Genomic DNA, 22,423 nt, shown 5'->3' on the forward strand with positions numbered 1-22,423 from the left:
TATTATTGTAGCAATTTAGACGCTTTTAATGCCACCCAAACCAGGGTTAATTAGGCAATTTGTAACAAGGAGTTTGAGAAGAACCATAATGACAAATTTGATACTCGGCTCCACCAATTTTGGCGCATTTATCTTGCCCCATACAAAATACCGTGCCTACCGGGGCATTTAAACTTTTGGCAGAAGTTGGGTTAAGCACCATATATAAATGCATACCTTTATAACTAACATTAACCCCACCGTTGACGGAGTAAAACAACAAATCAGGGCTTACTCGGATTTGGGAATCGCAATATAGCCGCCGGCTGGTTTCAATTAACCGGGAATCGGTATAAGAAAGGCCAGATAAATCGGCAAATTCCATTAAATCCAAGCAGGCAGAAGTTCCACCATTTAAAATAAACAACTCCTGCCCGCGTTTTAAGGCGGTAAACCAAGGCAAAACAGTGCTTACGCGACTTTTTGTAACGGCTTTTTCATATTGGGGCAGGGCCACAGCCGCCAAAATGCCAACGATAAGGACGACAACTAATAGTTCTATAAGGGTAAAACCACGGCTAACACCCCAAGCGTTAGAGCCTAAAACCCTGCGGGCCACCAGTTCAGTATGACTTTTTATTTTGTCGTCATCCCGTAAGGTTGTTATACGGGATCTGGCGTGGTAGTTGTCATCCCGGGCGTGGACCCGGGATCCAGTCTGTTTATTAGAAAAACTCCTTATTTTATTTCTGGATTCCAGGACCCTGCGGGCGGCTTCCTTGCCCTGGAATGACAACAAAGGCAGCAACCTATTCAAAAATCCTTTCATTTTTTCTCCTTTTTAAGGCCTTTATATTTGAGCAAAACAGCCTTTTATACGCGTTTTTATACGGCGGATACATCCGGGTACACAAACCGCAATTTATCAAAATTTTAACAAAAAAAAAAAACGAAACAACCCCTTTAAAAATAAGTCCTGCGGACGGCTTGCCTTTTTCCCTCTTTTGACTAATGGAGCAACACTCTTTTTATAATGTTGCAACCAACGAAACGACGGATCCCCGACAGAAACCCTCGGGGATGACAAAAAAAAACAATAAAACAGGTTCCGTCGTCCTGAACTCGTTTCAGGACCTACTTTTTTCATAAAGTCGTCATTCCCGAAGGTCGTAGTCGGGAATCTGTTGTTATAAAAAAAGGTCTTCCTGCTTGTCATCCCGGGCGTGGACCCGGGATCCAGTCTGTTTATTAGAAAAACTCCTTATTTTATTTCTGGATTCCGGTTTCCTGTTCGTATGCGGGCCCCGGAAGGACAATCACGCCAACAACAGCTCCCGTATAAAAACACTACGGGATGACAGTAGGGAAAAGGCCGTTATAAAATAAAAGTCATCCTGAATTGCCGCCCCTACCGCTAGGCGGCACCCCGTAAGGTTCTGTACGGGGTCCATTAATAGGGTTCAGGATCTACCGATTGTGCTGTTAGTTTTTTCCTTCTGTTATTTCTAACAACCCATAAGGTAGATTCCGAAAACCCTACGGGCCGCACCCTGCGGGCGGCAGATGTTCCGCACTCTTTTGATTTATTGGGGCACACTGTTTTTGCAATATCGCAAACAAACCAAACAACAACAAATGGTGTTATAAAAATTAGGGGGCATACCGCTTTTTGCTAACAACAAAAAACCCCCGCGCGGGGCGGGGGTCATACAAAACGCAATTAGGTTGGGAGTTATTTGGCTTCGGCCACCGGTTCGGCTTTGGCTTCCGGTTTGGCGTCGGCTACTTTTTCTTCCACCGTGGTCAAGGGGTTAATTTGTACCTTGATAACCGCGGTAACGGTGGGTTTCAAATAAATGCCCACTTCGGTTTCACCCAAAGCCTTAATCGGCATATTGAGTTCAATGGCGTCTTTGGCGATGTTGTGGCCCAAGGCGTTCAAGGCTTTAAAGATATCGGCTTTGTTTACGGAACCGAACACCACGCCGTCGCTGTTGACGGTTTTGGTGAACGGAAGCACGACACCGGCCAATTTTTCGGCGATGGCGCGGGCTTCGGCGAGTTCCGCTTCAATGCGTTTGGCGCGTCTTTCGGCGCCCAACTGCCAATTCTTAATAGCGCCTTCCGTGGCGATTTCGGCCAAGCGGTGCGGCACCAAGAAATTGCGGGCATAGCCGGGCTTTACATCAACGATGGTGCCCATCATACCCAAATTTTTTACGTTCTGTTTCAAAATAACTTTCATTTCTTGCGTCCTCCGGCTTATTTCTTGGGCAAAGAATACGGCAAGATAGCCAAGTTGCGATCGCGTTTGATAGCCTTGGTGATCTGGCGCTGGTGTTTAGCGCAGGTGCCGGTAATTCTTCTGGAAAGGATTTTACCGCTTTCCATAGTAAAGGACTTTACGAACTGAAAGTTCTTGTAATCCACATTTTCAATTTTTTCAGCGCAGACTTTGCAGACTTTTCTTCTGCTTTCAAAGCGCTTTTTGCCCATAAACGGACGCGCCGGTCTTTCGGGGCGGGCGGCCGGAGCAGTGGCGTTGGCCGCGGCGGGGGCTTGCGTGTTTTTAATTTCTTCGGACATTTGTTATCTCTCTTTGGTTCCTGTTAAAAGGGCACGTCGTCTTCCATTACGTCGGTAGTGGGGACGTCGTCCTTAGCGGCCGGAGCGGCATCAGCGGTGTGATAACCGCCGGCGGCGTTATTTTCCAGTATTTGGATTCTACGGGCCGTTACCTGCAAACTTCTGCGGGTTTGACCGGTAGTTTTGTCGGTGTATTCGCTGCTGGTGAGGCGGCCTTCCACGGAAATGGGGGTCCCTTTTTTCACCCGGTCTTTACACCGTTCGGCGGCAGCACCCCAAACCACTACGGGAACGAACACGGTGTCATCTTTCCACTCGTTTGTGGCAGCATCCAAATATCTGCGGTTGACCGCAATGTCACAACGGCACACTGCCTGACCTTTCTGCGTAAAAGCCACGTTAGGATCACGTGTTAACCGTCCGACTAGAAATACAACGTTTTGTTCCGGTAATTTGATTTGTGCTGGCATAGCGACCTTATTTTGCAACGGCAGGAGCCGGTTTTACCTTCACTTCTACGGCGCACATCGTCATAGAGCGGAGGACTTTTTCGTTAAGTTTCAAGGCTTCTTCAAAAACTTTTACAAATTTCGGTTCGGCTTTGAACTTTAAGTAGAGGTAGAAACCATCGCGAACGTGGTTTACTTCGTGGGTGAATTTTCTTCTGCCCAATCTTTCTTCGCTGGTTACTTCTCCACCGTTTTTCGTGATGAGGTCTTTGGCCTTAACCACGAATTCGCCCACTTCTCCGTCGGAGAGTTGGGGTTTAACAATAATTACGCTTTCGTAAGTTTTCATATACCAATTATTCTTTTTTGCGTTTTGCAGAGTCAAAAAACCACCAAGGGCTTACGCCCCTGAGAATTTGCTCTATGGATATTATAACAAAATTAGAGGCAAAACGGACACTTTTGCACCATTATTTGTAGAGATAGGTTTCGTACTCGCTGTTGGTACGGGCCGGGGCTTGGGTATTGGTTTCCAAACGGCACACCCGCTGGGCTACACTACCCCGCCAATGATAATTATGGCACATCCGTGTATGGCTGTCAAAATTAATTTGAAATTCCGGCACATCGGTATAATAATCAGATTTACATTGTACCGTTCCTACCGCATAATCTCGTAGCACACAAGCAAATCCCTTACCAATAGAAATAGCATTGTAAGTGCCGGCATCACCTTGAAGCGGAGTACTATTTCCAAAGTCAAAGTCCAAGGCGCTAAAATCAGTCGTGTATTGGCCATTTGCCATAAAATAGGCGTCTTCCGCCTTGGCAATATTGTTAGCCATTACCACTAACTGCTGATAACGCGTACGCGCCACCACCGTTTGGTATTGCGGCAAGGCCACAGCCGACAAAATGCCAATAATGAGCACGACAACTAACAGTTCAATAAGAGTAAAACCTGCGGTTGTGGCCATATGGCTGGGTGCTGTTAAGCCGTCATCCCGTAGTGTCTTTATACGGGATCTGTTGTTTATAAAACTAAGTGTCATACTGGAAGGTTTGCCGGCGCGGAGCGTTCCAGTATCTGTCGTTTTCCACTTTTTTAATAAAAACGGATCCCCGACAGAAACACTCGGGGATGACAAAATAGAAGTAAATCCTTTCATTTTTTCTCCTTGTTAAGGCCTTTATATTTGGGCAAAACGGCCTTTTATACGCATTTTTATACGGCGGATACATCCGGGTACACCAACCGCGATTTATCAAAATTTTAACAAAAAAAAAAACGAAACAACCCCTTTACAGAGAACGACAGAAAAGCAACAACAAAAAACCCAAAAAGTAGATCCGGAAACAAGTTCAGGATGACCGCTTTTTCATAAAAAGCCCTTTTTCCTCGTCATCCCCGAGGAATTGGCGGCCCGCAGGGTTTTCAGAATCTACCGATTGTGCCTAGTCGTTGTCGTCATCCTGGAAAGTCGTAGTCCAGGATCTGTCGTTACTCAAAAAGTGGAAAATAACAGATACTGGACAGAAACCTTCCAGTATGACCTTTTAGATAACAGCCACTACCCAAGCGGTAGATCCTGAACTAAATTCAGGATGACCTACTTATTTAACAACGACAACCCCCCCACAGAAAAATTCGGGGATGACGATTAAAAAATGTAAAAAAATTATTGACGTTTTAAGAAAATTTTGGCGGGAGAGGTGGCGCCTTTGATAAGGGAAAGTTTGTTTTCGGGCAAATTCAGGTATTCCGCCAGCAGGGTGCGCACGGCCTCGTTGGCGCGGCCCTGTTCGGCAGGCGCTTTTACCCACAGTTCAAAGGTGTCGGGGGCCTTTTGGACGAGTTTGTTTTTCTTTTCCCCCGCGTGTACTTTTACCTTAATATAACTTTCCATATTTCTATTGTACTTTTTTGCGCAGGGGACCGCCCGAATTTTCCGCTAAGCAGGCATAAAAAATCACTTTTGCGGCGCGTCTAGGTACAAAAACAACCGCAAAAGTGATTTTTATAATCGGAGTTTTTTTCTTATTTGCTGGCGATTAAACTCTTGGCCGTCATATCAGCCGGCTTTTTAAGGCCCATAACGTCCAACACCGTTACCGCAATATCGCCCAGGTTGCCCGTGGCAGCCATTTTGGCGTTTTTGTGGTCCTTGCTGACATACACAAAGTCCACCAAGTTGGTGGTATGCGCGGTTTTTGGCATATTGATTTTATCGTCCCACATTTCTTCGGCGTTGCCGTGGTCCGCGGTGATAAACACCGTGTAGCCGTGCTTCAAGGCATCCTCGGTTACGAGCCCGGTGCACTCATCCACCACTTCTACGGCCTTGACCACGGATTCAAATTTGCCCGTGTGTCCGACCATATCGCAGTTAGCAAAGTTGATGACGATAAAGTCATACTTGCCGGTAGCGATTTGTTTGAGGGCTTCGTCCTTGACGATATACGCTTCCATTTCCGGGTGTTCGGCAAAGGTGGCGGGGTCAAAACGGCCTTTAATTTCAATGCGGTCTTCTCCGGCGTACGGTTTAATTTGTTTGCCGTTAAAGAAGGACGTAACGTGTTTGAATTTCTGCGTTTCGGCCAAGCGCAACTGCTTCAATCCCGCATCGGAAATAACCTGCCCAAGCAAGTGGTCCATACCGCCGCCGTCCGTCATAGAGGGCAAGGCGTTGAACGGGAAGGCATCGTAATATTTGGTCAAACCGCAATACACGCAGGGCACGCGTTCGCCGCGGTGGCCCGGGTAATTGTCGTCAATAAACGCGCGGGTCAGTTGGATGGCGCGGTCTTGGCGGAAGTTAAAGAAAATCACGCTGGAACCGGGTTCCATCCCCTTGTAATCGCCCAACACGGTCGGCGGGATATATTCGTCCACCATCGGCGTATTGGTCGGGGTCTTCATCGTTTTATAATCGGTTTTCACCACTTCTTCGGCGGTGTTGCCGTGCAAGCCTTGGGCGTGGACAATTAAGTTATAGGCTTTATCGGTCAGGCTCCAATCTTCGCCGCGGTCCATAGCGTAGTAGCGGCCCTGGATAGTGGCAATCTTACCCACGCCGTATTCTTTAATTTTTTCTTCCAGCGTGCGGATAAAACCGATAGAACTCTGCGGCGGCGTATCGCGGCCGTCGGCAAAGAAATGGATATATACATCCTTAATGCCCTTTTCGGCGGCGTATTTCATAATGGCGTGCAAATGGTCCTGGTGAGCGTGTACGCCTTCATCCTGCACAAGGCCCATAATGTGCAACGGTTTATGGTTTTTGAGGCAGTTATCAATGCAGGCGGCAAACGGGGCGGATTTAAACAAAGAGCCGTCCTCAATGGTATCCTTCAAGCGTTTGAGTTCCTGCACCACAATGCGGCCCGCGCCCATATTGAGGTGGCCGACTTCGGAGGAGCCCATATAGCCCGCAGGCAAACCCACTTGTTCGCCGGAGGCTTCAATTTGCGTATGCGGATATTCGGCCAAATATTTCGTCATATTCGGCGTTTTGGCATTGGTTACAGCATTGTGCGGACCGGCTTTGGCATCGCCCCAGCCGTCGCGAATAATTAAAACTACTTTTTCCATACTTAATTCTCCTTAATTAAATCTTTCCAACGCTTTTGTTGGAACGAACTCAACTGTTCCAGCGTAGAAACGCCGTGCTTGCTAAGTTCGGTTAAAAAGTAATAAAAAATCTGTTCGGCCATTTTGGTATCGGCCATTGCGCGGTGCCAGCCCGCGCAGTTAATCCCCAAATCGGCGGCGATACAACCCAAGTTATTCTTGGCAAATTTACCGCTCTTGCGCGCCAGTTTGAGCGTATCAATCACGGGATAGGGCGGAAAGCGCATCCCGCATTGGGCGAACTCGCTGCGCAAAAAGTTTACGTCAAAATCGGCGTTGTGCGCCACGATCACGCAATCGTCCAACAGGCCTAAAAGTTTGGGCAGAATATCGGAAAATTTAGGGGCGTTAGCCACCATTTCGTTTGTAATACCGTGTATGGCAATTACGTCCGGGTGCATCGGCATACCGGGGTTTAACAGGGTGGAAAATTCCTCCACCGGGCGCCCGCCCTGCGACACGGAAACCGCCAGTTCGCAAATTTTTCCGCCGTCATCCGGCGACAATCCGGTTGTTTCCGTATCCAAGCAAGCAAATTTAATTTTAGAAAGTTCCATACCTCACCACACTAAATAAAATCTCATCCGTACCAAAAATCCCGCCAACAGCGCCCCAAACACGCCTATATAAAAAGCCGCGTGGGACACATCCATTAAGCGGATTTTGCGCGCATACACGCACGCCCCGTACCACACCAACAGCCACACCATCCACCGCCAGCCGGGCAGGAGCATAATCAAAAAGAAAATCGCACGTACCATCATCAGCAGCCACCGTTCGTCAAAGGTGGGGTAATCCCGCCCGTAACGGTCCTGCTCAATGGAAAAGATAAACCAGCCCACCACGCGGGTGGCCGTTACCAAACCGACCAAAAAGATTACCCACGATTCGGCAAAGAAATTGCCCGTTTCATACAGCACTCTAAACGGCACGCACAGGAACAAAAAGAGCAGGTTGGCAAAAATCTTGGTAAAAAAGGTTAATACATAGCCGTGGCGCATTTTGCCGCCAAACTGGAAGAAACGGTCCGAAAACACGTGGAACGCACAGCACAGCAAAATGCACATCCACCCGGGCAAGTGAAAAAGTTCCAAGAACGGCCAAGGCATTGTTAAATAGCCATAGCAAAGCAAATACGCCCAAAACAAAAACACCACGCTGTGCAAGCCCGCGGCTTTGAGCCAGTTTTCTTTTTCCAACTGGTTAATCGTTTTATGAAAGAAAACGAAATCCGTCAAAAAGAAGGTTAAAAACAACCGCCAAAAAACAATCATTTCTGCTCCTTGGGGATAGAGAGCGTAAACACACTGCCCTCGCCCGGTTTAGAAGTTACGTCCAGCGTTCCGCCGTGGGCCTGCATAATTTGGCGACTGATAAACAGCCCCAAGCCATAGCCTTGGCGGTCCGTATGGACTTGATGATATTTTTGAAAAAGTCCCTTTAAATCCTGTTCACTAATACCTATCCCGCTATCCGCCACCGATAAATAATATCCTTTTTCGTCCTGCCACGCACGCACGCGCACAAAGCCCTTATCGGTAAATTTAATCGCGTTGGAAACCAAATTCATAATCACCCGTTGCAAAAGTTTCGGGTCGGCGGGCAAACGGTCCACCGCAATATCGGCAGACAGCGCAAGCCCCTTTTCCTGCGCGGCGGGGGTCAATGTATCGGTAACGTTTTTGACGATTTCCGGCAAAGCCACGCTTTCCTTTTTAGGAAGCATCATCCCGGCCTGTACGCGGGAAACGTCCAGCACATCTTCCAATAAAGAGGATAAATTCTTGGCGGCTTGGCTCATTAATTCCAAATATTGTTTTTCCTCGTCCTTGGACACTTTGCCGCTTTGCAAAATATACAAATACCCCTGCAAGCCGAGCAATGGCGCGCGCAAGTCGTGCGCGACAGCGCGGAAAACCTGCTCCTTCATTTCGCTTACTTGGGCTTGGAGTTGCAACACTTGGTAATCCTTTAAATCGGCGGTCATTTTGTTAAAGGACGCAATCAACTGTTTAAATTCCCCCCAGCCGATTTCCTCGTCTATTTTTTCATCAAAATTACCCGCGCTGACCTCTTTGGCCGCCTGCGAAAGCGCGCCAATCGGCTCGCCCAAGCGTTCCGCAAACGTAAGCGCGCCGAAATAGGCCAAGGTGGCAATAGACAATAAAAATAGCGCAATAATAATGTTGGTGTAATAAATACTGCGGTAGGCTTCGCTCTTTAATTGGAGCACGGTGGCATACGCCCCCAAAATGGGCGTAGGCGCAAAGGCCCCGACATAAGTTTCCTGCGGGGTGTTTAACTTTTTAATCAGGCGGCTTTTGGACGAAAAAGCGTTCTGCAAGGCTTCGGCGTCAAAGGCGGGTTTGTATTGGTAATCGTTAGCATAGACGGAGCCGTTTTGGTCCACAATATAAATGCGCCCCGTTTGGCCGATACGCTGTTCCTGTATGCGGGATAGAAGGCCAAAGAAACTCATTATCCCATATAAAAAATCCCCGTTGGAAAGCGGATAGATAAACTCGCTAATCGGGCGGCCGTCCATTACGTCAAAACTGCTGACGGACAAGCGGCCTTCCTTAGCCAGTTCTGGCAGGGAATCGTCGCCCGACAAATCAATGGGCGGCAGTTGCTTTAAAATTTGGGTATCGCCCGCACGGTATAATTCCTTGCCGGACGAATCCAGCACGGATAAAATCAAAAAGTCAGGGTTGGCGCCCAAGGCCTCTTGCAACTGGCGGGTGGGATTTTTGTGCGCCGAGAGGGTGGATGTAATGTTTTGCGCAAAAGACAAACGCCAAGTAAGGTCCTCTATGTGTTGGTTCATAGACGAGGACACGATTTGCGCCAAATTGGCGTGCGTTTCCAAAATATTGTTCTTCAAATGCACCTGATAGTAGGCCAGTAGCAACACCATTGGGATAAGCGGCATCAGCACCACGGCCAGGAACAATTTGAAAAGTTTAGAAAATAAAGACATAATCCACCTTATTTAGATTATATCAATTCGGAGGGCGCAAACGGGAATTTTTGTTACGCGGCGGAAAGTTACGCCCCGGGTTTAATCCCTGGGGCGAGGTTGTATGTGGAAAACTTTTACCAACCGTTTTTAACCACTTCACACTCATAAGAATCTGTATGAAGGATTACGCCGCCAATACAAGATTTTAGTTCACAACGCTGATTCGGACTAGAACAAGTACCACAAGAAGTACCATAATTTCTATTATTACACCCTTCATCATCCTGCTCTCTGCTTATAATAAAAACCCAATCATATTTATAACACACCGTGTCCGTTTGAGGGGCCACAAAACAGCACTCGGCTTTATGACTGTCTTTGTAAACAAGATTAGAACAATCATTCGTCGGAATAGTCGGAAGTGTCGGACTGCCGTTGCAATTTGCAAGGGCAAGTAACTTGACCTTTTGGTTATCGCTCGTTACACGCTCTTCCCATTTTAACGTGCAGTTGCTAAGTGCCGCACCCGTGTTGACGTGCGAAGAAGTCGGTTGCGGGATATCGTTCCCAGCCAAGGTAAACCCGTCCGTTGTCGCGCCGTCATAAAGGCTCGCGTTCTCGGAGCCGCTGACAGATAATTTGCTTGCGCGCAAGGTGGCCGCCTTTTGTTTTAAACGGTTTACCGCGTCCAAGGTGGAAATATACGAATCGTTTTTGACGGTGGTCGTTCCGCCGTTTACATTTACGTTACCCAAAAGCGCGCTCGGCGTACCCGTATTAACGGCCTGATAATTATTATACGTATTGGCCGCACTCCCGTGGATGGCCGTATTCGGCATATCCAAGGCAGAGCCCGAAGCACCCACCACAGCTGGAACGTCGTAATTTAAATTAGGCGAGGTTGCCGTAACGGTCCCGCCGGAGCGGACAGTCATCGTATTACTTTCAATACCGCCCTTTAAATTGGCCTTATCAGCCACCTTTAAATAGACATAATCGCCCATACGGGACGGGTTATACGACACCGCGGAAATAATTTCCGCCGGGGCGTTTATCGCCGAAAACAGACCCATAAATACTACAACCAAACGTTTGACAAGAGCACTTGCCGTGCGGCCAGTTGTTGCTAAGCCGTCATCCCGTAGGGTTTGGCGGCCCGCAGGGTTACGGGATCTATCGTTATTATTGTTGTCATTCCCGAGTGTTGTAGTCGGGAATCTGTCGTTTTCCTTTTTTAATAAAAACGGATCCCCGACAAAAACTTTCGGGGATGACAAAATAGAGGTATTTACCGTGCGGCCGCCCCAAACAGACGTCATTCCGTAAGGTTTCTGTACGGAATCTCGCCGTTTCGCAACAACAGATTCTGGACTACAACTTTCCAGAATGACGCCACTAGCACAAGTGGCCGCACGGCTAACATCACTAAATTCTTTCATTTTTTCTCCTTGTTAAGGCCTTTATATTTGAGCAAAACGGCCTTTTATACGCGTTTTTATACAACGGATACATCCGGGTACGTCCACCGCGATTTATCAAAATTTTAACAAAAAAAAAAAACGAAACAACCCCTTTGCAGTAAACGACGGAAAAGCAACGACAGATCCCGGATAAAAAACTTCCGGGATGACGGCACGCGGGCCGCACACCGCGCGCCCCTAGCAGAGCGCTAAATTTCACAGATATGACAATATATTACGCGCCGAACTTGGCCGTTCAAAAATTCCCCCTATATGCAAACGCCCCCGGTTCCATTACAGAACCGGGGGCGTTTTATATTCCTTAAAAACCGTTTATTTGGTTTTTTTGAGTTCTTCCACAATGCGCGGCAAGATTTGGTGCGCATCGCCGACGAACCCGTATTTGCAGACATTGAAGATCGGCGCGTTGGCGTCTTTATTGATACCGATAATCACGTCGCTGTGTTCCATACCCACAATATGCTGTACCGCGCCGGAAATACCGCACGCCACATACAGTTTGGCAGAAACCGTTACGCCGCTCTGGCCGATTTGCTGGTCTTTGGGTTTGAGGCCCAAGTCAATCGCCGCGCGGGAAGCACCTACCGTACCGCCCAATTCGCTGGCCAGGTTTTCCAAGAGGTCAAAACCCGCTTGGTTCTTCATACCGCGGCCACCGGCGATAACCACTTCGGCTTCGTCCAGTTTCATACCTGCGGCGGGCGGGTCCATATGCGTATTGATAATGCGCACTTTGGCCGCATCGGCGGGCAGGGCAATGGCTTCGTTTACCACTTGGGCCATTTTGCCGGGGGTGGTTACCACTTTTTTGAACACGTTGGGGCGAACGGTGGACATTTGCGGACGGTAGTCCGGGCATTTAATGTCGGCCATAATGTTGCCGCCGAACGCGGGGCGGGTTTGAATCAGATTGCCTTCTTTAATGGAAAGGCCCGTGCAGTCCGCCGTCAAACCGACAAACAGTTCAGACGAAATACGCGGGGACAAATCGCGCCCGATATAGGTGGACGGATAGAGCACCACGCTGGGGTTATACTTTTTAATCAGCGTAACCATTGCGTTGGCATAAGCCGCGGTGTTGTAGTTGTGATACGCCGGGCTGCTGACTGCGTAGATTTTATCCGTGCCGTACTGGGAAAGTTCGGCAAAGTATTTTTCCACACCGTCGCCAATGACTACGGCGCAAAGTTCTTCGCCCAACTGGTTCGCCAATTCGCGGCCCTTGGACAACAGTTCAAAACCCACGGGGCGGACCTTTTGGTTGTGTCCGTCGTCGGAAATTTCAATAAATACCCATACGCCCTTGTAGGCGGAAAGGTCTTTCTTGGCGGCACCCGTCGTCGGCAAGGACAAGGCTTTCACCGGGCAGGCGCTTACGCACGCGCCGCACATCGTGCAGGCGTTGTTGGCCACCGCTTTGCGGTTTACCAAGGAGAGCGCCCCAAAAGGGCAGGTGGCTACGCATTTGCCGCAGCCTACGCATTTTTCCGAAATTTGAATCATTTGATTACACTCTCCTTTTTCAAAATCTCTACAAACTTATCGGCAAGTTCCACAGCAGAGCCGGAGAACATTTCGCCTTTCTGTCTGGCAGGCGGCGGGAAGATGCGGTCCACGCGGGTCGGAGAACCTTCCAAGCCCAATTTGTGCGGGTCGGCGTTTACGTCTTTTTCCGTCCAAACGTGAATCACTTTATCCTGCGCTTTGTGCGCGGCCATAAAGGAAGGATATTTCGCAACATAGTCGTGCGGCATCGTCATCGTAACCAAGGCCGGCAAGTCGGCTTCCAAAATTTGGTGGCCGCCCTCAATGAGTTTTTTAACAACAATTTGGTTACCGCTGGCGTCAATGCTTTCGCAGAACGTAATTTGCGGGATGCCCAAATGGAAGGCAATACCGGGGCCCGTTTGGGCGGTATCACCGTCAATAGCCATTTGGCCGCAGAGAATCAAATCGTACTGGCCGATATGGCGCACCGCCATAGCGAGCGCATAAGAGGTCGCCCAAGTGTCCGACCCGGCAAACGCACGGCTGGACAACAAAACGCCTTCGTCCGCGCCCAATGCAAGCGCCAAGCGCAGTACCGCCGTGGCCTGTTGCGGGCCCATAGAAAGCACGGTTACTTTGGCGCCCGTTTTGGCTTTAATGGCCAAGGCTTTTTCCAAAGCGTAATGGTCGTACGGATTTAAAATGCTGGGAACGCCCGCACGGATGAGCGTACCGGTCTTCGGGTCCACCTTTACTTGGGTGGAATCGGGAACTTGTTTAATGCAAACAATGATATTCATAAGTATCCTATTTTTTGAAAACTTCTCTGAGTTTAGCGGACACTACGTCCATATCGTCAATCAGGCCGAGCATTTTTTCTTCAATGCCCACCAAGTTGACGGCTTGGCTGAGTTCAGCCGCGTTGTGCGCCGGGCAAGTGCCCAAGATAAGGCGCATACCGTCCGTAGCGGTTTTGAACGCGCTCTGGCGGGCGTTTACGCGGGCCATCGTGCTAAGCGTGTTGATATCAAAGCGGCTGCCTTCGGTTACTACCTTGTTGGCGCATTGGCGCGTAAACACGGCGGCTACTTCCATTTCGCTAATCAGGTCGCCCAACATAAAGGTTACGTACTGATGGCGCGTAAGTTTGTTCATACGGCAATCGTCCAGCACGCGGGCCAACGCTCTAAAACCCAAGGCCACGCTGTCGGCTCCCACATTGGGGTTCTGCGCGTGGATAGCGTCAAACTCGGCGGCTTGGTTCAAATAATATTGGCCGCGACTCTTTAAATGTTCCTGCCAGCGTCCGCGGAAAATCGTCATTTCCAACACTTCGCTGGTACCTTCATAAATGCAGGTAATCTTTACGTCGCGTTTGATTTTTTCTACCGCAAATTCTTTGGTGTAGCCGAAGCCGCCCATAGCCTGGATAGAATCTTCGGCTGCCTTATTGCCCGATTCGGTGGCATACAATTTGGCAATAGCGCCCTCGGTGGCTAAACCGTGGTTGTTTACTTCCAACTGTTTGGCTGTCCAGTCAATATAAGCGCGCGCGGCTTCAAAGCGGACATAGTGCGGGGTAATAAGTTTCAGCATAAAACCCTGCTTTTGAGCCAACGGGCCGCCCGCCTGGATACGCTGCTGGGCATACTGCAAGGCCGTTTCTACGGCTTCTTCGCCGCCGCCTAAACCAAACGCCGCTACCATTAAGCGCGTATAGCCGAATACGGCCTGCGCTTGCAGGAAGCCTTGGCCTTCTTTCAGGCCAATTAAATTTTCAGCCGGCACATAGACGTCGTCAAACGCCAAGCCCGCCGTGTTGGACAAGCGGATACCGTGCTTGTCTTCGTGCACGTCCTGGGTGAAACCCGGGGTACCCTTTTCTACAATAAACCAACTCGGGCCGCCCGGAGCCAACGCGAGGACCGTGTAAATATCGGCCACGCCGCCGTTGGAAATCCACATCTTGCTGCCGGTAATTTTATAGCCCACTACTTTGCCGTCTTTAATGACGTGTTCGGCGCGGGTACGCAAGGAAACGAGGTCGGAGCCTGCATCGGCTTCGGTAGCGCCGTAGGCCACCAGTTTATTTTCCTGCGCGATTTTTTTGAACCATTTGGCTTTTTGTTCCGGGGTACCGCCGACGTTAATCGGGTCGCTGCCCAGGAAGGTGGCGAATACGCCCGTGGCGATGCCCAAGTCAATGCGGGCTAACTGTTCGCACACGCGGTAGATTTCGGTGGTTTGCCCGCCGAGCCCGCCGTATTCTTCGGGAATAAGCAAAAGATGCACGCCCAGCACATCGTGGTCGTACATCTCTTTCAAAATGTCTAACGGAATTTCGTTTTTGGCGTCATGCTCCCGGATCAGATTAAAGGAAATCCGGTTTTTAGCATATTGCTTCAAACTGTCTAACATCAGGTTTCTGGTTGTCAGGTCGTTTTTTGCCATATTTGGGTTTCTCCAAAATACAATATAGGTATATGATACCAATTTTTGAGTTCCTGCGCATTTTTCAGGCATAAAAAATCCCCGGCCAAAACCGGGGAATTTTTTAAACACCTGTTAAAAATAATACGGGGCTTCGGTCTTGCCTGTGAAAATCTGGCACCACTTTTCACCCTCTGCGTTATCGTAGTAGCAGGCTAATTGTTCATCGTTACGGGCATAATAAATGGCGTACGGCTTGCCGTTGCGGCGGCACACGCCGATACCAAAAGCGTTATCCGCCGTAGCACCCGCGTTCACCGCGCGGCAGGAAAAATCCTTTGTATTAAGAGACGGCGTTCCGCCTGCACTGGTGGGCGTGCCGGTAAAGGACAAATCCAAATCCGCCAGGTCCGTTGCATAACTGCCGTTAGACATTAAATAAGCCTGTTGCGCCGTCCAGATAGCGCGCGTACGGGCCACCGCTTCGGACACGCGGGACTTTTCCACCGCCCGTTCGTATTGCGGCATTGCCACCGCCGCCAAAATGCCGATAACCAGTACCACTACTAAAAGTTCAATTAAAGTAAATCCGTTTGTTTTCATAAGCACCTCGCCGGGATAGTTCATTGTAACAAAAAAGCTCCTGTTTCACAAAGTGTTTTATATGTATAATAAGGATATGAATTGTATTTTTTGCGGCATTGCCGACGGCTCTATTAAAAGCCAACTGATTTACGAAGATGACGACGTGGTGGCGTTTAAGGATTTAAACCCCCAAGCGCCGACGCATCTTTTGATTATTCCCCGCAAGCACATTGCGCGCTTGTCGGAAGCGGACGAAAAGGACGCTTTGCTGTTGGGCAAAATTTTGCTCGTAGCCAAAAAACTGGCCAAACAGTTTGATTTAAAGGATTTCCGCCTGGTAACCAACAACGGCAAAGGGGCGGGGCAAAGTGTGGACCATTTGCACTTTCATTTAATGGCCGGCAGACGTTTTTTGTGGCCTGCGGGCTAAAAAACGTAAAATTTAAGAAAAATAAGGTATAATATACATAAGGTATAAAATACCGTTTTTATTTTTGTCTATTAACCGTAGAAGGTGGTGAAAAAGTAATGGTTTTCGTAAAAGTGAGAGATGCCGAACATCTTGAAGAAGCCCTCAAACGCTTCAAAAGAGAATGCGAAAAGAACGGCATTTTGAAAGAAATCAAAAGACGCGAAACGTATATGCCTCCGAGCGTGAAGAGAAAAATCAAATCGCAGGAAGCCCAACGCCGCGCCCGCCGCACCAAACGCAGACGTTTTTAATTAAAGTAACACCACAGGCAATAGTCCTTTACGCAAGTATCGGACTATTGCCTTATTTGCCTTTAACTTTAATCTAAAACAGGCGGCACCGTGAATAATAACCTCACAGAACAAATTAAGGACAGATTGGACATTGTAGAATTTATCCGGCAGTATGTTCCAGATCTTAAACGTTCGGGTAAAACCTACAAAGCCTGCTGTCCGTTTCATAAAGAAAAGACCCCTTCCTTCACTTGCAACAGCGAAAAGGGGTTGTTCTATTGTTTCGGTTGCCAGGCAGGCGGGGATATTTTTGATTTTCTGATGAAGATTGAAAATTTATCCTTTAACGAGGCTTTGGAAAAATTGGCCGCGCAAGCCGGGCTGGAATACAAGCCTATGCGCCCTTTAACGGGCGAAGAGATGCGCCGCTCCACCTTGCGCAGGTTATTGGACCACGCCAAGGCGTTCTATCATAAAAATTTAATGTCGGCAGGCGGCGAGTCCGCGCGCGCGTACGTAAAAGAGCGTAATTTAACCAAAGAAACCTGCCAAAAGTTTGAATTGGGGTTTGCCAAAAACGACCCGACCGCCCTAGCCAAGGAAGCGCGCGCCGCAGGGTTTACGGACCAAGATTTAAAGGACGCGGGACTCTGTGTTTTAACGTCTTACGGTCCGCGGGATTATTACCGCAGCCGCCTGATGTTCCCCATTATCAACCAACGGGGCGACACGGTGGGCTTTGGCGGACGTATTTTAGGTGAGGGCGAGCCCAAATATTTAAATTCGCCCGAAACGGTTTTGTTTACAAAAAGCCAAGTATTATACGGGCTCAATTTTGCGGGGCCTGAAATCCGCAAAGCGGGCCGCGCGGTACTCTTGGAAGGGTATATGGACGTTATCGCCTGCCACCAAGCGGGCGCAGGTTATACGGTGGCCCCGTTGGGCACCAGTTTAACCGAAGAACACGCCCGGCTGTTAAAACGCTATACGGATACGGTAATCGTCCTGTTTGACCCGGACGCGGCCGGAATTAAAGCCGCCATACGCGGCGGACTTATTTTGATTGAGCGCGGGCTCTTTGTAAAGGTGGCCTCGCTGCCCGACGGGCTGGACCCGGACGAATACATTGCCCAATATGGCAAGGAAAAATTTGAAGAAATTTTAAATAACGCCCAAGATTTAATTGCGTTTCACACCAATTTGCTCCTCTCGCAATGCGAGCAGCCTATCCAGGCGCAGGACAAAACGCGCCTGGTATCCGAATTGGCGGAAACGATATCCAAACAGCCGGATGAAATCGTCCGGCGCGAGTGGGCCAAATATGTGGCCGAACATTTGGGCGTAGATGAAGAGTTGGTAATGGAACGCTTGCGCGAGGTGTCTTATTCCCCGGCGCCGCGTTTCCGCCGCCAGCAAACGGTGTTGGAAAATACGATTGCCACCCCGGCGGAAGAAGATTTGCTGTCTTGGATTTTAAAGAGTCCGGCGCATTTGGTATTGTGCTCCGAACTCACGCGGGAGGATTTTTCTACCCCCGCCGCTTGGAACCTGTTTGAAACCTTGGTCCGGGCGCATATGGAACACCCGCAGGAAGCCGATTTGGCGCAGGAAGCGGCTAAATTAGCCCCCGCGCAAAAGAGTGAATTTGTAAAGTTGGCCCTGTTACAAACGCCGGAAGATTTTGACCCGGCGCGCGACATTGCCGCCTGTGCGGCCAAATTGCAGCAAAGCGGTCTGCATAAGCAATTACAAGAAATCCGCCGCCAGATGAAGCAACTGGGCGCCGGAAATGTACCGCCGGAAGTTTTTAAAAAATATATAGAATTGCAAAACAAATTAAAAAAATATCGCAGTTGAGGGAATTATGGCATCGGGAAATAAAGCGCTGAAAGATTTAGTAGAAGAAGGCAAAGAAAGCGGCTTCTTATCTTTGGAAGATTTGAACCGCTCTATCGCCGCGTCGGATATGAGCGCGGAAGACATTGACGGCGTAATGGGTACGCTGGACGATTTGGGTATTCAGGTAGTGGACCAAAAGAAATTCAAATCCGTCTCCGCCGCCGATAAAGAGGCGTTGAGCGAAGATTGGTCCTCCGCCAGCCCGGATATTTCCAACTCTATCCGTATGTACTTGTCCGAAATGGGTAAAGTGCCGCTTTTGTCGCGCGATGAGGAAATCACCTTGGCGCGCAACATCCGCGAACGCGAAAAAGAACTGCGCAAACTGGTGTTGGAATCCCCTATCACAATGCGCGAAATTTGCAACTGGGAAGAATTGGTGGACCAGGAAGAAATGACCACCAAGGAACTTATGCCCCGCGGTAAACGCACCACGCGCGAACTGAACAATATGCGCAAAAAACTCAAAGATGCGGCGCAATTCATCGGCAAACGCGAGCAGGAAATTACCAAATTAATGAAGGAACTGCGCGAGGGCAATCTGACGGACAAAAAGCGCAACAACGCCATTGAAAAATTGGAAGCCAAACAAAAAGAAGTCGTGGCGACCATTACCAAATTGAATTTGAACCAAAACAAAATCAAACGTTTGACCAACAAAATTAAAAACTTGGCCGACCGCTTGACCGAAACCCGCAACGATATGCAACGCTTTGACGATTATTTCGGCAAATACGAAGACGTCAAAAAACTGGTTACCAAATTTAAAGCGGGCAAAATGACGGAAAAAGAATTTAAAAAAGCCACCAAATTTACGTTGCCGGAATTGGAACGCGCCTTGGCGAATATTGAGGACGTCCAACGCCGCCACGCGCAAATGGTGGATACGTTGCCGATGACGGAAAAGGAATTTTTGTCCTTTAACGACCGTATCGTCTTCTTTGAAGATATGATTTTGCAGGACAAATTAAAACTCATCAAGGCGAACTTGCGCTTGGTGGTTTCCATTGCCAAAAAGCACGTCAATTCCAACTTGGAACTCTCTGACCTAATTCAAGAGGGCGGCTTGGGCTTAATGAAAGCCGTGGAAAAATTTGAATACAAACGCGGTTTTAAATTCTCCACCTATGCCACTTGGTGGATTCGCCAGAGCATCAACCGCGCCATTGCCGACCAGGCTAATACAATCCGTATTCCCGTGCATATGAAGGAATTGGTTTCCAAACTAACCAAGGTTACCAACAAATTCCGCCAAGAACACGGCCGCGAGCCCACCTTGGAAGATTATTCCAAAACGCTCCGCCTGTCCGTAGAAAAGGTGAAAAGCGTGCTCAAAATTATGCAGGATCCGATTTCCCTTTCTACGCCGATTGGCGAGGACGAGGATTCCAACTTGGAAGACTTTATTGAAGATAAGAACGGGCCAAACCCCACCAGCGCGGCTGTGGACTTCCTGCGCAAGCAAGAAGTGGCCGATGTGTTGGCGACGCTCTCGGAACGCGAAGCCAAAATTATCAGCCTGCGCTTTGGGATTGACTCCGGCTACCCGCGCACCTTGGAAGAAGTGGGTAAAATGTTCAACGTTACGCGCGAACGCGTGCGCCAGATTGAAGCCAAGGCTATCCGCAAACTGCGCCACCCCAGCCGTACCAAAATGTTAAAGGATTACCAAGAATAATCTTTTGCAACACATAGCACAGCCCCGCATAAATCAAAAACGCGGGGCTGTTTTTTACGGCTAAAACCAAGAAGAGAACTGTTATTCTACGGCAACGGGCGTGCTTTCCGCTACATATTTATTATAAAAGGTTAATAATAACTTTTCCACACGCTCCTGCTGGGCTTGTTCGGCGGCTTGCTGGGCTTTGCGCAGCAACACAGCCTCTTGTGCGGACTCGGGTTCTTTTTCCGTTCCGGATTTTTTTACAAACACCCGGCGGCCTCTTATTACCAACTTTCCCGAAGAAAAACCATATTCAAAAAATCCGTCCGCCCCTTTATAGGCTAAAATTTTTTCGCCCTTACCGTCAAAATAATTCAACCAAATGCTTCTGCTCTGGGGCGCAGAATAGGCCAAACTTACAATGTGCACCTTTTCATACGGGAAATAATCCTCCAACAGCGCCACATTGGCCGCTTCTTTGGTTGCTACACACCGCTTGCGCTCGTACATATAAGAGCAATACATTTCTTCGTCCTTTTCACTTTTCCCATAGAGCAAACGGCCCGATTTATCTTTATCCTCCGGCTTAAAAACGGTTTCTATATCAAACGCATAATCCTTAGCGTCGGGGAAATACTGCGTATTTTGCAACTGGCCCTCTTTGGTGAATGTCATCACCACCACATTGGGGGGCACTACTTCTACCGCGTATTTATCGTTGCTGGTGGGGCGGCCCTGCACATATCTGTATGTGCGATTGGGGCAAAAACTGCGCCAGCCGTCCTTTCCCCCGCGGGCTTTACCATATACGCCCACATCCAACAGGTTAATGAATCCATCCGCGTCATCACACGAAAATTTTACCCCGGCCTTGGCCACGGACATTATTCCTTTACCGCTGTCCGGCGTATGGTACACCATAGAGGAGTTAATGCGTCCGTAGGGGTACTGGTCCGCAAAACCTAATGTATGACCTAATTCGTGCGACAATAATTTATCGTCCCCTCCTTGGGCCCAGTTTGCAAGACCTTTTTTAGGAGAAAAATACATTTTGTAAGGTCTGGTCTCGTTATCCACGCACGCCAACGCCGCCGCAGACTTACAGGCCTGGGCCATTTGGTCGGCGGAAATAATAAATAAAACCATATCCGGCTGTTCACAATCCTTATGCACGGCTACTTGGGTTTGCAAGGCGGGCAGTAAATCTTTAAACTCCTCTTCTCGTCCGGATTGCTGTACGGTTTGCCGGGTAAAATCAAACCACGCCTGATAGCCTTGGCGCAACATTTCCAAGTATTCTTCCGTCGGGCGGTTTTCGTCCGGGCGAAGATTTTGCACCGACACACAAACAGGCTCGCCCGCCGCTATCTTACGGAGCAAGGCGGACGGGGAGCGCGGATTATCTATATTTTCCGCCCCCGGCAAAAAACCAAAAGGAGCACTCCACCCCAACGGGGTTACAAACAAAGCAAAAAGCAAGATAAAAAATGTTTTCATATACCTTATACTATAATCTTTTTGCTGAAATTTTCAAGAGAATTTATGGCAAACGGTATCGGCGCAGCCCTACATCTGCATATACTTTTGTACCGCCAAAAATTTGTGTACAATAACTGCCCGCCTCTTTTCCATACGCAATGCCGATACCTTTTCGCTCGCCGCAAAATAAAATGCCGTTGTCCTGCCCAGAATTGCCCGATAAGCCCATTGTAAAACCAGCCCCTTTATATTCACCCGCAATACGCCCTAAATAAATAGCCATATGTTCCCCACTCTTATACATTTGCAACGACCATTTGTCATTAGATCGCGTGTCTGTTGCATCTGAATACCATTTTGTGCTCCCCGTCCACGGTACATTGATATCCAAATCATCAAACGAGGTGGCATACGAACCATTAGCCATATAATAGGTTTCCTGTGCAGCGTATAAAGATTTTAAAATTGCCAAAGCCTGAGTGGCACGGCTTTTTTCCACGGCCTTATTATATTGCGGCATTGCCACCGCCGCCAAAATACCAATAATAAGCACGACAACAAGGAGTTCTATGAGGGTAAAACCTGCCATTGTGATTCTAGGGCTGGGTGCTGTTAAGCCGTCATCCCGTAGTGTTTGGCGGCCCGCAGGGTTACGGGATCTGTTGTTACCGTTGTAGTTGTCATCCCCGAGGAATTTAGTCGGGGATCCGTTGTTGCCGTTGCCTTGTTGAATAAAAACAGATTCCCGACTACGACACTCGGGAATGACGCCACTAGCACAAGTAGCCGCACGGCTAACATCAATAAATCTTTTCATTTTTTCTCCTTTTTAAGGCCCTTATATTTGAGCAAAACGACCTTTTATACGCGTTTTTATACAGTAGATACATCCGGGTATAGAAAGCACGATTTATCAAAATTTTAACAAAAAAAAAAAACGAAACAACCCCTTTACAGAGAACGACGAAAAAGCAACAACAAAAACAACATTTTTTGCCGTTATAAAAATAAGGGGTCATTCTGAACTTGTTTCAGAATCGACATCTTGGGTCGTTTATTAAACAAAGGAAACAATACACTCAAATA

The 22,423-nt window shown here is 48.5% G+C and carries 22 protein-coding genes; 4 read left to right on the top strand and 18 right to left on the bottom strand.

Annotated elements, in window-relative coordinates:
• Positions 1–46: 46 nt before the first annotated feature.
• From ACR0QV_RS00545 to ACR0QV_RS00620, 16 genes are all read right to left on the bottom strand, one after another.
• The gene (locus ACR0QV_RS00545) at positions 47–808 is read right to left on the bottom strand and encodes a pilin (protein ID WP_432634076.1); all 762 of its coding nucleotides are present in this window, start codon (positions 806–808) and stop codon (positions 47–49) included.
• Between the two features lie 903 nt (positions 809–1,711).
• On the bottom strand, positions 1,712–2,224 hold the full coding sequence (gene rplI, locus ACR0QV_RS00550) for a 50S ribosomal protein L9 (RefSeq protein ID WP_428052697.1): 513 nt from the start codon (positions 2,222–2,224) through the stop codon (positions 1,712–1,714).
• Between the two features lie 17 nt (positions 2,225–2,241).
• A complete protein-coding gene (rpsR, locus tag ACR0QV_RS00555) occupies positions 2,242–2,565 on the bottom strand; it encodes a 30S ribosomal protein S18 (RefSeq protein ID WP_432634077.1) in 324 nt (107 codons plus the stop codon).
• Between the two features lie 23 nt (positions 2,566–2,588).
• Positions 2,589–3,035 (bottom strand): single-stranded DNA-binding protein, encoded by a 447-nt coding sequence (locus tag ACR0QV_RS00560; protein WP_432634078.1) that lies wholly within the window; start codon positions 3,033–3,035, stop codon positions 2,589–2,591.
• 7 nt (positions 3,036–3,042) lie between these two features.
• Positions 3,043–3,363, bottom strand: coding sequence for a 30S ribosomal protein S6 (gene rpsF / locus ACR0QV_RS00565; RefSeq protein WP_428052703.1), 321 nt, complete (start codon positions 3,361–3,363; stop codon positions 3,043–3,045).
• Positions 3,364–3,484: 121 nt separating this feature from the next.
• Positions 3,485–4,183: a type IV pilin protein gene (locus ACR0QV_RS00570; RefSeq protein ID WP_432634079.1), complete on the bottom strand. Its 699-nt coding sequence runs from the start codon at positions 4,181–4,183 to the stop codon at positions 3,485–3,487.
• A 510-nt stretch (positions 4,184–4,693) separates the two neighbouring features.
• Positions 4,694–4,921, bottom strand: a complete 228-nt coding sequence (locus ACR0QV_RS00575) for a DUF167 domain-containing protein (RefSeq protein ID WP_432634080.1) — start codon at positions 4,919–4,921, stop codon at positions 4,694–4,696.
• 131 nt (positions 4,922–5,052) lie between these two features.
• On the bottom strand, positions 5,053–6,606 hold the full coding sequence (gpmI, locus tag ACR0QV_RS00580) for a 2,3-bisphosphoglycerate-independent phosphoglycerate mutase (protein WP_432634081.1): 1,554 nt from the start codon (positions 6,604–6,606) through the stop codon (positions 5,053–5,055).
• 2 nt (positions 6,607–6,608) lie between these two features.
• The gene (locus ACR0QV_RS00585; RefSeq protein WP_432634082.1) at positions 6,609–7,202 is read right to left on the bottom strand and encodes a 3'-5' exonuclease; all 594 of its coding nucleotides are present in this window, start codon (positions 7,200–7,202) and stop codon (positions 6,609–6,611) included.
• A gap of 3 nt (positions 7,203–7,205) precedes the next feature.
• Positions 7,206–7,919: a hypothetical protein gene (locus tag ACR0QV_RS00590; protein WP_432634083.1), complete on the bottom strand. Its 714-nt coding sequence runs from the start codon at positions 7,917–7,919 to the stop codon at positions 7,206–7,208.
• Complete coding sequence (locus ACR0QV_RS00595) at positions 7,916–9,625, bottom strand: sensor histidine kinase (RefSeq protein ID WP_432634084.1); 1,710 nt, start codon at positions 9,623–9,625, stop codon at positions 7,916–7,918. The genes ACR0QV_RS00590 and ACR0QV_RS00595 overlap by 4 nt, the downstream gene beginning before the upstream one ends.
• A 116-nt stretch (positions 9,626–9,741) precedes the next feature.
• Positions 9,742–11,046, bottom strand: coding sequence for a hypothetical protein (locus tag ACR0QV_RS00600; protein WP_432634085.1), 1,305 nt, complete (start codon positions 11,044–11,046; stop codon positions 9,742–9,744).
• A gap of 354 nt (positions 11,047–11,400) precedes the next feature.
• Positions 11,401–12,591, bottom strand: a complete 1,191-nt coding sequence (locus ACR0QV_RS00605) for an FAD-binding protein (protein WP_432634086.1) — start codon at positions 12,589–12,591, stop codon at positions 11,401–11,403.
• Complete coding sequence (locus tag ACR0QV_RS00610) at positions 12,588–13,376, bottom strand: electron transfer flavoprotein subunit beta/FixA family protein (RefSeq protein WP_177747937.1); 789 nt, start codon at positions 13,374–13,376, stop codon at positions 12,588–12,590. Before ACR0QV_RS00610 ends, ACR0QV_RS00605 begins: the two co-directional genes overlap by 4 nt.
• A 7-nt stretch (positions 13,377–13,383) precedes the next feature.
• On the bottom strand, positions 13,384–15,027 hold the full coding sequence (locus tag ACR0QV_RS00615; RefSeq protein WP_432634087.1) for an acyl-CoA dehydrogenase family protein: 1,644 nt from the start codon (positions 15,025–15,027) through the stop codon (positions 13,384–13,386).
• Positions 15,028–15,141: 114 nt separating this feature from the next.
• The gene (locus tag ACR0QV_RS00620) at positions 15,142–15,609 is read right to left on the bottom strand and encodes a type IV pilin protein (protein WP_432634088.1); all 468 of its coding nucleotides are present in this window, start codon (positions 15,607–15,609) and stop codon (positions 15,142–15,144) included.
• A 76-nt stretch (positions 15,610–15,685) separates the two neighbouring features.
• Here ACR0QV_RS00620 and ACR0QV_RS00625 point away from each other — a divergent pair, with 76 nt between their 5' ends.
• The 4 genes from ACR0QV_RS00625 to ACR0QV_RS00640 all read left to right on the top strand — a co-directional run bounded on the left by ACR0QV_RS00625 (position 15,686) and on the right by ACR0QV_RS00640 (position 19,873).
• Entirely contained in the window at positions 15,686–16,021 is a 336-nt protein-coding gene (locus tag ACR0QV_RS00625; protein ID WP_428037778.1) for a histidine triad nucleotide-binding protein, read from the top strand.
• Between the two features lie 44 nt (positions 16,022–16,065).
• On the top strand, positions 16,066–16,314 hold the full coding sequence (gene rpsU, locus ACR0QV_RS00630; protein WP_428038374.1) for a 30S ribosomal protein S21: 249 nt from the start codon (positions 16,066–16,068) through the stop codon (positions 16,312–16,314).
• Positions 16,315–16,404: 90 nt separating this feature from the next.
• The gene (dnaG, locus tag ACR0QV_RS00635) at positions 16,405–18,153 is read left to right on the top strand and encodes a DNA primase (RefSeq protein WP_432634089.1); all 1,749 of its coding nucleotides are present in this window, start codon (positions 16,405–16,407) and stop codon (positions 18,151–18,153) included.
• A gap of 7 nt (positions 18,154–18,160) precedes the next feature.
• The gene (locus tag ACR0QV_RS00640) at positions 18,161–19,873 is read left to right on the top strand and encodes a sigma-70 family RNA polymerase sigma factor (RefSeq protein ID WP_432634090.1); all 1,713 of its coding nucleotides are present in this window, start codon (positions 18,161–18,163) and stop codon (positions 19,871–19,873) included.
• Positions 19,874–19,954: 81 nt separating this feature from the next.
• Here ACR0QV_RS00640 and ACR0QV_RS00645 read toward each other — a convergent pair whose 3' ends face one another.
• A complete protein-coding gene (locus ACR0QV_RS00645; protein ID WP_432634091.1) occupies positions 19,955–21,355 on the bottom strand; it encodes a hypothetical protein in 1,401 nt (466 codons plus the stop codon).
• 43 nt (positions 21,356–21,398) lie between these two features.
• Positions 21,399–22,154, bottom strand: coding sequence for a type IV pilin protein (locus tag ACR0QV_RS00650; protein ID WP_432634092.1), 756 nt, complete (start codon positions 22,152–22,154; stop codon positions 21,399–21,401).
• Positions 22,155–22,423 lie beyond the last annotated feature (269 nt).

The sequence above is a fragment of the Candidatus Avelusimicrobium sp. genome, from assembly GCF_050873505.1.
Lineage (GTDB): Bacteria > Elusimicrobiota > Elusimicrobia > Elusimicrobiales > Elusimicrobiaceae > Avelusimicrobium.